This is a genomic window from Streptococcus oralis Uo5 (assembly GCF_000253155.1).
Classification (GTDB): Bacteria; Bacillota; Bacilli; order Lactobacillales; family Streptococcaceae; genus Streptococcus; species Streptococcus oralis_L.
On sequence record NC_015291.1, the window covers coordinates 1,316,522 to 1,329,269 of the forward strand.

The 12,748-nt window shown below is 40.8% G+C and carries 10 protein-coding genes; 3 read left to right on the forward strand and 7 right to left on the reverse strand.

Annotated elements, in window-relative coordinates; all coding sequences use genetic code 11:
* Positions 1-143: 143 nt before the first annotated feature.
* On the forward strand, positions 144-2,402 hold the full coding sequence (locus SOR_RS06625) for an ATP-dependent Clp protease ATP-binding subunit (RefSeq protein WP_000882484.1): 2,259 nt from the start codon (positions 144-146) through the stop codon (positions 2,400-2,402).
* Between the two features lie 42 nt (positions 2,403-2,444).
* On the opposite strand, the gene SOR_RS06630 is transcribed toward SOR_RS06625, so the two are convergent.
* Positions 2,445-3,059 carry a GyrI-like domain-containing protein gene (locus SOR_RS06630; RefSeq protein WP_000873102.1) on the reverse strand — a complete coding sequence of 205 codons (615 nt, stop codon included), beginning with the start codon at positions 3,057-3,059 and terminating at the stop codon, positions 2,445-2,447.
* Between the two features lie 54 nt (positions 3,060-3,113).
* Entirely contained in the window at positions 3,114-4,016 is a 903-nt protein-coding gene (locus SOR_RS06635; protein WP_000841079.1) for a helix-turn-helix transcriptional regulator, read from the reverse strand.
* A 176-nt stretch (positions 4,017-4,192) separates the two neighbouring features.
* On the opposite strand from SOR_RS06635, the gene SOR_RS06640 reads away from it, so the two are divergent.
* Together SOR_RS06640 and SOR_RS06645 are read left to right on the forward strand one after the other, a co-directional pair.
* Positions 4,193-4,645 carry an NUDIX hydrolase gene (locus SOR_RS06640; RefSeq protein WP_000013174.1) on the forward strand — a complete coding sequence of 151 codons (453 nt, stop codon included), beginning with the start codon at positions 4,193-4,195 and terminating at the stop codon, positions 4,643-4,645.
* A gap of 58 nt (positions 4,646-4,703) precedes the next feature.
* A complete protein-coding gene (locus SOR_RS06645; protein WP_000767208.1) occupies positions 4,704-5,003 on the forward strand; it encodes a DUF1827 family protein in 300 nt (99 codons plus the stop codon).
* A gap of 70 nt (positions 5,004-5,073) precedes the next feature.
* Here the strand turns inward: SOR_RS06645 and metK are convergent, their stop codons facing one another.
* The 5 genes from metK to SOR_RS06670 form a co-directional block, all read right to left on the reverse strand.
* On the reverse strand, positions 5,074-6,264 hold the full coding sequence (metK, locus tag SOR_RS06650; RefSeq protein ID WP_000003912.1) for a methionine adenosyltransferase: 1,191 nt from the start codon (positions 6,262-6,264) through the stop codon (positions 5,074-5,076).
* A gap of 315 nt (positions 6,265-6,579) precedes the next feature.
* Positions 6,580-7,959, reverse strand: a complete 1,380-nt coding sequence (locus SOR_RS06655; protein ID WP_000361432.1) for a VWA domain-containing protein — start codon at positions 7,957-7,959, stop codon at positions 6,580-6,582.
* A gap of 242 nt (positions 7,960-8,201) precedes the next feature.
* Entirely contained in the window at positions 8,202-9,545 is a 1,344-nt protein-coding gene (locus tag SOR_RS06660) for a DEAD/DEAH box helicase (RefSeq protein ID WP_008284610.1), read from the reverse strand.
* 131 nt (positions 9,546-9,676) lie between these two features.
* A complete protein-coding gene (locus SOR_RS06665) occupies positions 9,677-10,492 on the reverse strand; it encodes an endonuclease/exonuclease/phosphatase family protein (RefSeq protein WP_000670852.1) in 816 nt (271 codons plus the stop codon).
* A gap of 51 nt (positions 10,493-10,543) precedes the next feature.
* Positions 10,544-12,730, reverse strand: coding sequence for a PTS transporter subunit IIBC (locus tag SOR_RS06670; RefSeq protein WP_000973829.1), 2,187 nt, complete (start codon positions 12,728-12,730; stop codon positions 10,544-10,546).
* Positions 12,731-12,748: the final 18 nt, after the last annotated feature.

Here is a 12,748-nt window from a genome sequence, read left to right on the forward strand (position 1 = left end):
ATAAATCCTTCTTTTAAAAACGACCACTTCCCAATCTTTTTACTTGCTTTACACCTTAATCATGCTATAATGAGAGTATAAAACTTTGACTATTTTTGACCTTTTTTCTTAGGCCAAGAATATGAATGAAATGAGGTAGATGTATGCTCTGTCAAAACTGTAAAATTAACGACTCAACAATTCATCTGTATACCAATATCAATGGACAGCAAAAGCAAATTGATCTCTGTCAAAATTGCTATAAAATTATCAAAACAGATCCAAATAATACCCTTTTTAAAGGAATGACTGACTTAAATAATCATGACTTTGATCCCTTCGGCGACTTTTTCAATGATTTGAACAATTTCAAACCTTCTTCTAATAACGTCCCTCCAACTCAATCTGGTGGGGGATACGGAGGAAACGGTGGTTATGGGCCTCAAAACCGCGGCTCACTTCAAACACCTCCCAGCCAAGAAAGAGGACTCTTAGAGGAATATGGTATCAATATTACTGAGATTGCTCGTCGGGGAGATATTGACCCTGTTATCGGTCGAGATGAGGAGATTATCCGCGTTATCGAAATCCTCAACCGTCGAACCAAAAACAATCCTGTCCTTATCGGTGAACCAGGTGTTGGTAAAACAGCCGTTGTTGAAGGTCTGGCTCAAAAAATCGTTGATGGTGATGTTCCCCATAAACTCCAAGGCAAGCAAGTCATCCGTTTGGATGTGGTCAGCCTAGTTCAAGGAACAGGTATCCGAGGCCAATTTGAAGAGCGTATGCAAAAGCTCATGGAAGAGATACGCAAACGTGAGGATATCATTCTCTTTATCGATGAAATCCATGAAATTGTCGGTGCAGGATCTGCTGGTGATGGCAATATGGATGCAGGTAATATCCTCAAACCTGCCCTTGCCCGTGGTGAACTGCAATTGGTCGGTGCCACTACTCTCAATGAATACCGTATCATTGAAAAAGATGCTGCCCTCGAACGCCGTATGCAGCCTGTCAAGGTAGATGAACCAACTGTCGAAGAAACCATTACCATCCTCAAAGGGGTTCAAAAAAAATACGAAGACTACCATCACGTCAAGTACACAGACGCTGCTATCAAAGCTGCTGCAAATCTTTCCAATCGCTATATCCAAGACCGCTTCTTGCCAGACAAGGCTATTGACCTGTTAGATGAAGCTGGTTCTAAGATGAACCTGACACTGAACTTTGTTGATCCTAAAGTGATTGATCAGCGTTTAATTGAAGCTGAGAATCTCAAGGCTCAAGCTACTCGAGAGGAAGACTTTGAAAAGGCTGCCTATTTCCGCGATCAGATTGCCAAGTACAAGGAAATGCAGAAAAACAAGGTGACTGACCAGGATACTCCTATCATTAGCGAGAAAACCATTGAGCATATCATTGAGCAGAAAACCAATATCCCTGTTGGAGAACTCAAAGAAAAAGAACAGTCTCAGCTTATCCATCTAGCAGACGACCTCAAAGCTCATGTCATTGGTCAAGATGAAGCTGTGGATAAGATTGCCAAGGCTATCCGTCGTAATCGTGTTGGACTTGGAACTCCTAACCGGCCAATCGGAAGCTTCCTCTTTGTCGGACCAACTGGTGTCGGTAAAACAGAACTTTCCAAACAACTAGCCATTGAGCTCTTTGGCTCTGCTGACAGCATGATTCGCTTTGATATGAGTGAATACATGGAAAAACACAGTGTGGCTAAATTAGTCGGTGCCCCTCCAGGTTATGTTGGCTACGATGAAGCGGGTCAGTTAACGGAAAAAGTTCGTCGCAATCCTTACTCACTCATCCTTCTCGATGAAGTTGAAAAAGCCCATCCAGATGTGATGCACATGTTCCTTCAAGTCTTGGACGATGGTCGTTTGACAGATGGGCAAGGACGAACAGTTAGCTTTAAGGATGCTATCATTATCATGACCTCAAATGCGGGTACTGGTAAGGCCGAAGCCAGCGTTGGTTTTGGGGCAGCTCGTGAAGGTCGAACCAACTCTGTTCTCGGTGAACTCGGCAACTTCTTTAGTCCAGAGTTTATGAACCGTTTTGATGGCATCATCGAATTTAAACCTCTCAGCAAGGACAATCTTCTCCAAATCGTCGAACTCATGCTAGCGGATGTCAACAAACGCCTCTCTAGCAACAATATCCACCTCGATGTGACAGACAAGGTCAAGGAAAAGTTGGTTGACCTAGGTTATGATCCAAAAATGGGGGCGCGCCCACTCCGCCGCACCATTCAAGACTATATCGAGGATGCCATCACTGACTTCTACCTTGAAAATCCAAGTGAGAAAACCCTCAAGGCAGTTATGACAAGCAATGGCAATATTCAAATCAAATCTGCCAAAAAAACTGAGAAAACAGAAGAGATTGCTTCTGAAATAGAAGAATAAATCTCATAAAAAGAACAGGAAACAAGATTTCCTGTTCTTTTTTTAATTCTCTTCTTGAACTTGATAGCGAAGAATTGTTTTCAATTTGCTTGGCTCCGTTCGATGAAGGTTATTGAGATAAATTTCCCGGTGGACTTCCGAAGTTCTTTTGAGTTTATGAAGTTGACAAAAATGCTCCATCTCTGCAAAAGTCTCATTTTCAGTATCAAAAGGTCCTACATGAAGCATAGCAAGACTTTGGCCTTCTTCTATCATTTCAAAACGAATAGCTTCATAAAGAAGATTTGGCTTCTTGATTTTGACCTCTTCCAAAGCTTTTTCAAATAGTTCTCTCGTAATAAAATCGGGTTGCCCAATCATAATGCTATAAGAAAGCTCACTTTTTACCAGTTCTCCCTCCTTCTCCTTTTTCCATACACCTTCTAAAGGAAAGACAGTAAAATCAATGTAAACCTCATCCAGAGGAGCTTTTTTATACTTCATCTTTATCGCATAGGCCAAGGCATATAAGGCCCCTACGCGTTCTGAAAAATCTTCTTGATTTGGATCACCTTTACCATCAATCACGATATAGGATTGACCTGGTACCTGCAGGATGCTGGGCCTAGCTTTCACTTGATAAAGATTTTTTGCTTCTTTTCTCCATTCGTACTTCATTTGGTTCTTCTCCTTTCTATCTCTAGTATAGCACCAAATCCCTGACATCTTTTGTCAAGGTTTGTAAAGATTTTGGATTTTTTCTACTCTAGAAAGCAATTCCTTCTTCAGATGATTGGGGGCGAGTATTTCTACCCCATCTAGATAAGACAGGAGGTAAGTATACAGACTTTCATGCTCTGGTAGGACTGTCTTGACATAATAACACCCATCTTTCCCCAAGCTAATCTCATCTTCTGAAAAATCTTCATAAACCCGGAAAGCAAGCTTGGGACTAAACTTCAAGGAAACTTCGATTTGATGTACCACTTGATCTGAACCATCAACCCAATCCTCCACATTTTTCTGCTTCACAGTTTCAGTTGTTAGGTGATAATTCCTAATTCTAGACAATTTGAAAAAACGCCACTCTTCTTTCAAACAACAGTAGGCATGAAGGTACCAATCTCTCTTTTTAAATACGAGTCTAAAGGGCTCGACTGTACGAATCGTTTTCTGACCACACCCACCTAGATAAGTAATCACCAGTTGCCTTTTCTCTAGAATAGCATGTTTAATATTATCAAATAATTCTTTTTGACCTTCTCGCTTCCTCCAGTCAGTCAAGTCTACTTCTATCCAAGGGCTGGTAGAAACTTGAAAAATAGATTCCAACTTTTCAAGTAACATATCTTGCCTGTCATTTGTCAGGGCTTGAATTCCTTGCAAAGCTGATAGAAGTTCTAATTTTTCATCCTCCGACACGAGAGTACGATCCAGAACAAAGTCCTTCATTAAAAAGATTCCGCCCGTCTTTCCAGGTACTGAATATAGAGGGATTCCCGCCATACTCAACCGCTCAATATCGCGATAAATCGTTCGTACAGATACTTCAAATAATCGAGCTAATTCAGGAGCCGTTGTACTGCCTTTTTCTAAAAGTAGATATAGGATACGAAATAGTCTTGATTCTGCCATATAATCACCTCTCTTTTATTATACCAGTTATAGTGCTAGGGTTGGAAAGTTTAACTAGACAAGGATTGATCAAGACAAAGTAGCTTTTTCTGCATCAGTTCGTTGGTTTATTCTTGACAGCTTGCCCCTCGTCCATTATGATAATAATAAAGATACTAGAGAATGAGGAAAATGCAATGGCAAACCCAACTTATGGTGATAAAAAAGAGAATGTGACCTACCAGCCCCGCTATGGTGTGTACGCAATTATTCCGGATGCGGAGAAAAAACAAATTGTCCTAGTTCAAGCCCCCAATGGTGCTTGGTTCTTGCCAGGTGGAGAGATTGAAGCAGGCGAAGATCATCAAGAAGCACTGAAGAGAGAACTAATCGAAGAACTTGGCTTTACAGCTGAGATTGGAACCTATTATGGTCAAGCTGATGAGTATTTCTACTCTCGCCACCGTGATACCTACTACTACAATCCAGCTTATCTCTATGAAGCTATTTCTTTCCAAGAAGTACAAAAACCATTGGAAGATTTTAATCATATTGCTTGGTTTCCTATTGATGAAGCAATTGAAAAACTCAAACGTGGTAGCCATAAATGGGGAATTGAAGCTTGGAAAATCCAGCATGGAATTGGCTAAAATACACGATTTTATCCAAAAAGTGCTATAATAGAGTTAGAAAATCGGAGGAACTGTTATGAAGCTTATCAATACGACAAACTCACACTCGCAACTTGTTAAAAGCCAATTAGAAAGCACAGACGCAACTCTTGTCGAGGTCTATTCTGCTGGAAACACAGATGTAGTTTTCACACAAGCCCCGCTTCACTATGAAATCCTCATTTCCAACAAACACCGTGCTATTCGTGAACCTGAAATCGAAACCATCCAAGACTTCTTCTTGAAACGTAAAATCGACAAAGGAAGCATTGATGAAGCCAATATCAAGACGCTTTATTCAGATAAATTGATTGAGATTTCAATCCCTGTAAAATAAGAAAACCAGCCAAAAGCTGGTTTTCTTTTGCAAAAAAGATTGGTAGTGCACAGCTACCAATCTTTTAGTTTTATTTCACAGCTTCTTTTAATGCATCTACCTTATCCAAACGTTCCCATGGAAGGTCAATATCTGTACGTCCCATGTGTCCATAAGCCGCTGTTTGACGGTAAATTGGGCGTTTGAGATCCAGCATTTGAATAATTCCTGCAGGGCGAAGGTCAAAGATTTGACGCGCTGCTTTTTCAAGCTTGCTTTCAGCTACTGTTCCTGTACCAAAAGTATCGATACGAACAGAAACAGGCTGCGCCACCCCGATGGCATAGGCCAATTGTACTTCTGCCTTCTTAGCAAGACCTGCTGCAACGATGTTCTTGGCAATGTAGCGAGCTGCATAAGAGGCTGAACGGTCCACCTTCGTCGCATCCTTACCAGAGAAGGCACCTCCACCATGACGAGAGTAGCCACCATAGGTATCCACGATGATCTTACGACCAGTCAAGCCTGAGTCCCCTTGAGGTCCACCGATTACAAAGCGACCAGTTGGATTGATGAAGAATTTTGTCTGCTCATCCAAGTAAGATGCTGGAATTACTTCTTTGATAACCTTGTTAATCACATCATTGTGAATTTGTTCATTGCTAACTTCTGGGTCGTGCTGAGTTGAAATAACGACTGTATCCACCCGTACTGGACGGTCATTTTCATCATACTCAACCGTAACTTGTGATTTAGCATCTGGACGGAGATAGCTGATTTCACCAGACTTACGAAGTTCTGCCAAACGACGAACCAACTTGTGGCTAAGTGAGATTGGTAAAGGCATGAGTTCTTCTGTCTCATCCACCGCAAATCCAAACATAAGACCTTGGTCACCAGCACCAATCAAGTCCAGTGGATCTTGATCTGCATTTCCACGAACTTCCAAGGCTTCGTTAACACCTTGGGCGATATCTGGTGACTGCTCAACAAGTGACGGATGAACTCCCACCGTCTCCGCAGAAAAACCATACTCTGTATTGGTATAACCAATCTCTGCAATGGTATCACGAACCACTCGGTTAATATCTACATAAGCATGTGTAGAAATTTCACCAAAAACATGGACCGAACCTGTGTATACAGCTGTCTCGGCAGCAACGTGCGCATCTGGATCCTTTGCTAAAATAGCATCCAAAATCGCATCTGAAATTTGGTCTGCAATCTTATCCGGATGCCCCTCAGATACAGATTCAGACGTGAATAATTTACGTTCTGACATAAAAATGTCCCCCCCTTAAAAAATATTGTTATAGAGTTACAAAGTACTGATAGGAAAACTACTAGTAATGAATACCTACCATCTTATCGGGACTATATAACCTTATCATTATACCACTTTTTACTTTTTTTTGCAGTATTTTCTCTAAATCAAAAAAAGAACCTTACGGCTCTTTTCTCGGCATAATAATTTGGCTTGTACTCCATAATACAGAAGATCATACCTATGTTTATCTGCATACTTCGTTTACAAACTACCTATTTTTTCGTCTGCTTTTTCCTCACAATGTTTTAACAAACAATCTTCCAGTTAGGCTTACTGTTCCTTAGACTTTCTATTGCTTACAGTTAAGCCAAGTCCAGCCATTAGGAGGCCAAGTCCCACAATACCATAGTTCGCTGTATCATTACTTCCTGTATCAGGGAGTTTCGCCACTTCTTTTTTATAAGCTGTAGCTACTGGAACTGTGGTAGTTGGAGTCGCACTTCCTGTCTGAGCAACAGGTAGTGTTGTACGACGTTCTAGGTAAAATTGGTAATTATCTTTCGTTACCTTGTAATTGTGTCCTTCAGTCACAGTTTCAACAATCCATGTAGTTGCATCCTTAGTTAAAGAATCAGCCAAGTTACGATTAATATTCATTAATCGACCTTCAGATACAAAATCTTTATAGCTAATATCGGTCCCTGTCGAAGTTGCAACAATTCTTTCGATTTTTGCGGCTTTCAAAGACGCAAGAGTATTCGCCATCGTTGGAATTGAAGGATCCTCCTTCATTGGAGCATCTGTCAACAATACGACAAACTTTTTATTTTTAGGTGACTTAGACCAGTCGTAGGTTGAAACAATTTGTGTAAGAGTAGGTGTAGATGTTTCAGGGAAGTCTCCACCATGTGCAAGCTTAATGCCTGCTAAGGCTTTTTCAAGCTCAGCTGGGTCAGAGGTAAAATAAGATTCATTAAATTTTGTTAAAATTGTACCCTCATCTGCTAATCCACCTATACGTCCATATACTTCATCACTAAAGGTAGCTAATCCAAAACGTGCTGCTACTCCATCTTTAGCAAGATTTCTTGCAAACTCATTGATATTGTTACGGACAGTGTCAATAGTTCGAGACATAGATGCTGAACGGTCAACAACAAAAACGATATCGGCAGAGTTAGATTTTGAAATCGTTCTTGTCGCTTTCTTGATTTCGACTGTAGTTGTTTTATCAACACGTTCATATTGGGTATAAGAATTTCCATCTTCATCTTTCCCACTCACTGTACTCTCAGTTGTTTCAGTCTTTGGAGCAGGAAGTTCTTCACTTTTTACAGGTGCCACTTCTGTCTTTGTGACTTCAACTGTTGCAGTTTCTTCATGAATCTTTTGATCACCTTCTTGGCGTTCTTTCACGTCAATAGGTGAAACCTTCTTAGAAACATCAACAAGTTCTCCAGGTTTTGCATCTGATTGGTTAACGACTGGTTTCGCCTCATCAGCTTTAATTTCTGCTACAGCAGCTTCGACTGCCGATTTATTTGCTTCGGTTTTCTTTACTGTTTCAGCTGAAGTAGATGCCGGTTGTGTTGTTTCATCTGCAGACACTTGTCCGACCTGAGCAAAAGCAAACAAAATTGCTACAGAAGCCAACCCAACTTTCATTTTACGGAATGAAAAACGTTGTTGTTTCATAAATGATTTATCCATAGAAGTCCCCTTTTCTTTTCACGGATCAAATGATATAATCCGATTGTTTTATAGTATGATAACACAATTTTGTATAGTTTTCAATTTTTTTCCTTTATGATTTCAATAAAATATTGCTCTAAAAAAGGTTTTAAAGCAATTACTGTTTTATATCAAAAATTATTTAAAATATATAATTATTATCTCCTTTGAATATTTCCGGAAATAAAAACTCAGTAGAATCAGGTGATTCTACTGAGTTTTTAAAATGTTTGGCGTTTGGCTTTTCGCTCTGCACGCCCACGTGCGCGATTTTCAGCACGCTTGGTTTTGCGGCGTTTTTCATCCACCGCCCATTGAATCTTCTTCTTATAGCCAGGTTTGACTTTTTTCTTTTTCTTTTTAACCAAGCCAATCATTTCGATATCAAGCTTATCCTGCTTCTTTTCACGATTAGCACGACGATCACGGTCATAGGTATCTTGAAACTCTCCGTCTTTGACCATCTTAGGAGTAAACTTGATCCCTAATTTCTCCAACTCACGGATATCCGAGTCATCACTAGGCTGGTAAAGGGTAATAGCTGTACCAGGAAGACCATTGCGTCCAGTACGTCCAACACGGTGAACAAAGAAGGACAAGTCTTGCGGAATGGCATCATTGATAACATGGCTGACCCCTTCAATATCAATTCCACGCGCTGCCAAGTCCGTTGCGACAATGTACTCAAAATCCAGATTTTTCACCTGGTTCATGATCCGCTTGCGTTCACGAGGAGCAATATCTCCATGAATCTTAGCTACCTTCAATCCTTGAGCAGTCAAGTAGGCATGTAACTCATCAGCACGCGTTTTTGTGTTAACAAAAATCATTGCTAAATAAGGCTGCATCAACTGAGTCAGCTGGTAAATTTGAGCATTCTTGTCGCGGCCCTTGGTCGAAATCAACCAATTATCAATGGTATCTGAGATAACTGTTTTAGTCTTGATTTTTTCCATAACAGGATTTGACAAGTATTTTTTCAAGAACGGTTGCAATTTTTGAGGAATCGTCGCTGAAAAGACCATGAATTGCAAGTCTTTTGGAAGGCTCCCTGCAATCTTATCAACGGTTTCCAAGAATCCCATATCCAAGGTCATATCGGCTTCATCAATTACAAAGGTCTTGGCCTTGTGAATAGCCAAATCACCAGATTTGACCAAGTCATAGATGCGACCTGGCGTTCCGATAACAATATGTGGTTGGTTGCTGGCAAGTTTTTCAATCTGACGCGCCTTATCCGTACCACCCACATAATTAACCACACGAACTTCGACATCTGAGTGAGCTGCAATCTGACGGGCTGCTTGGTAGATCTGAGTAGCCAACTCACGACTTGGTGCAGTAATGACCGCTTGCACACTATCGCTAGTTTCATCTAATTGCTGAAAAATGGGTAGTAAGAAAGTATGAGTCTTTCCTGAACCTGTTTTGGATTCACCCACCAAGTCACGACCTGCCAGTACAATAGGGATTAATTTTTCTTGTACCTCTGTCGGAGTTGTAAATTTTAACTCCTCCAAGGCTTCTACTATATAATTTTTAAATTGAAATTTCTTAAATGACATACTATCCTCGATTCTATCCTTTCAATTATACCATATTTTGTCCTATTGCAGTAGTCCTATTTGAGTCTCAGTTCTGTAGTAAAGATTCAAGTAGCTTAAAAGGTTGGAACCTCTGATTCCAACCTCTTTCATTATTTCCAGGTCAATACAGCATTCAAACCATAATGATCACTGACTTGTGGACTATTTTGGCCATCAAAAACTACTTGTAAACTCTCTACTTCTAACTCTTTGGTCGTAAAGACGTAATCGATTCGTAGTGGCTCCGTATTGCCTTTCCAGCCATCAATTTCTGGTGGAACGGTATAGCTACCACTTCTTTCTTTCGCAACTTCAAACGCGTCTTGTAATCCTAATGGGCTAGCTAAAATCGCTTGATAGCCTTCCTGACCAGCTGGATTATTAAAATCACCTGCTAAAATCAGAGGTTTGTTCAACTCTTTTAGTACAGCCTCAAATCGTGCCCATTCTTCTTGGAAACCTTTATCCCACCAAGAGAGATGAACGCTTGCAAGAGCAAGTTCCTTACCTTCAACCTCTGTCTCAGCCAAAGCAACACGGCGAGTATGGTAGTCCGTTGGATCATCTACATCTGATACCAAAATCTCACGCGCCTTAATAGGTGTTTTGGATAAGATTGCTACGCCTTCATGGTAGCGGTCATAGCCAATATGATTGTAAGCCCAAGTCCAGTAGTAGTTTTTCCCTTTCTCAGCCAATTTTTCGACCAGAAGTCGGACATAGTGATCCTGATGAATGGGTTCTGCTGATGGTAAAGCTTGATAGTGATTGTTAACCTCTACCTCAGGCGAAGTCATTTCTTGATTAATTTCTTGGAAACAAATCAAATCATAGTCCTTATCGAGAATGTCTCGGAGTAAGATTTGGAATTTTTCCTCTGCTTCCTTCTCCATCCAACTGTGAGTATTGAGTGTTAGAAATTTCATGCTTTTCTCCTAAAACAAGAGGTTGGAAAACAGCTTCCAACCCCAAGTATATTACAATTCTACTTTAGCAACTGCTGTTTTAGCTGCAAGAGAACCTGTTTGTTCTAATTTAACTGATTTGAGGACATCACCATTTGTGAAGACAACCACTGTTGATGTTTTGCGTTCTGCTTCTCGAATAGCATCCAAGTCAGCTGTAACAAGAAGATCACCAGCAGCCACTTTTTGTCCTTCAGAGACATGAACCGTAAATGGTTTTCCTTCAAGACTTACTGTATCCAAACCAATATGAACAAGCACTTCAAGACCTGAGTCAGTGACAAGACCAAGAGCGTGTTTTGTTGGGAAGATACTTGATACAGTACCAGTAACTGGAGATACAATGTTACCATTTGCTGGTTCTACTGCAAATCCATCACCCATCATTTTTTGAGCAAAAACTGGATCTTCCACTTGTTCCAAAGCAACAACTTGACCGTCAGCTACTGAGTAAACTTCTTCAGTTACACCTTTGTAGTGTACAGTATTTTGTTGGTTTTCCGTCATTTGGCTTGGAAGAGTTTCAGGAATAATTTCACCTGAGTCAAGAATATCTTGGATATCAGATTTCAATACGTCAGCTTTTGGTCCGTAGATAGCTTGGACACCTTGTCCTTTCATGACAAGACCCATAGCTCCTTCTGCTTTCCATTGTTCCTCAGTACCAACGCGATCTGCATCTTTAACAGTTACACGAAGACGAGTCATACATGCATCCACATCTACGATATTTGCACGACCACCAAGAAGGTTAATGATATTTACGGCTTGAGAAGCTGCTGCAACTTTTGGAGTTCCAGGAGCTGCTTCTTCTGATGCTCCTTCAGCTGTTTCGTAGTTTCCGTTACGTCCTGGAGTTGCGTAGTTGAATTTCTTGATCATGAAGTTGGCAATGAAGTACATGATAACCGCAAAGAGAACAGTTACCCAGATAAAGTTAACGATATCCATACCAATACCAGCATTAATTGCCAATGGTGTACGAGTCAAGAATTCAATTGAACCGAATGAGTGGACACGAAGGTGAACAATATCTGCCATAGCAAAGGCAGCACCTTGAACTAGTGAGTATACAAGGTAAAGAGGAGTCGCGATGAACATGAACATGTACTCGATTGGTTCAGTAACCCCTGTCAAGAATGTTGCAAGAGCTGTTGCAATCATCATACCCTTGTATTGGTGTTTCTTGTCAGCATCAACATTGCGGTAGATAGCAACGATGACACCCATCAAGATACCAAATGAACCGATCATTTGTCCAACTTTGAAACGAGCTGGAGTGACTGTTGTAAGAAGGTGTTGGTATTGGTCAGCATTTGAACCTTTAAGGTTAACAAGGTCAGTTACCCATGCAAGCCAAAGTGGATCTTGACCAAATACTTGTGTTCCTTTTGCTGCACCAGTTAACACTTCGTATGTTCCACCAAGAGCTGTGTAGTTCATTGGGATTGTCAACATGTGGTGAAGACCGAATGGCAAGAGCAAACGTTCCAAAGTACCATACAAGAATGGTGCAAGGACTGAAGCAGTTTCTTGTGAGTTGGCAATCCAAATACCAAAGTTGTTGATACCTGTTTGAACTACTGGCCAAAAGGCAGCAAGTAGAATTGCAGCAATAGTTGAACGAAGAATAACGACGAATGGTACGAAACGTTTACCATTGAAGAATGAAAGGGCATCAGGAAGTTTACGGAAGTTGTAGTATTTGTTATAAGCTGTTGCTCCAACAAAACCAGAGATAATCCCTACGAAAACCCCCATGTTAAGCGCTGGTGCCTCAAGAACGCTGATAAAGTAGTCAGCAACCTTGATTGAACCACCAAAGAAGGTCGTAACCATTGCTTCAGGGTTTTTCAACATATCACCTGTAACACCGAAGATAGTACCTGTAATACGGTTAATCAAGATAAAGGCAAGTCCGGCTGCAAATGCACCACCTGCACGTTCTTTTGCCCAGCTTCCCCCAATAGCAAGGGCAAACAAGATATGAAGGTTACCGATAACCCCCCAACCAATTTGCTCAAGGATTCCACCTGTAATCACTAGAGGAGCAAGGTTTGGGTCGATCATCACGATTGATTTACCGATTGAGATCATCAATCCCGCCGCTGGCATAACGGCGATAACCACCATTAAAGCCTTACCGAATTTTTGCCAAAATTCGAAAGACAAGACATTTTTGAATGTAGCTTTCATCATTCAAATCTCCTTTATTTT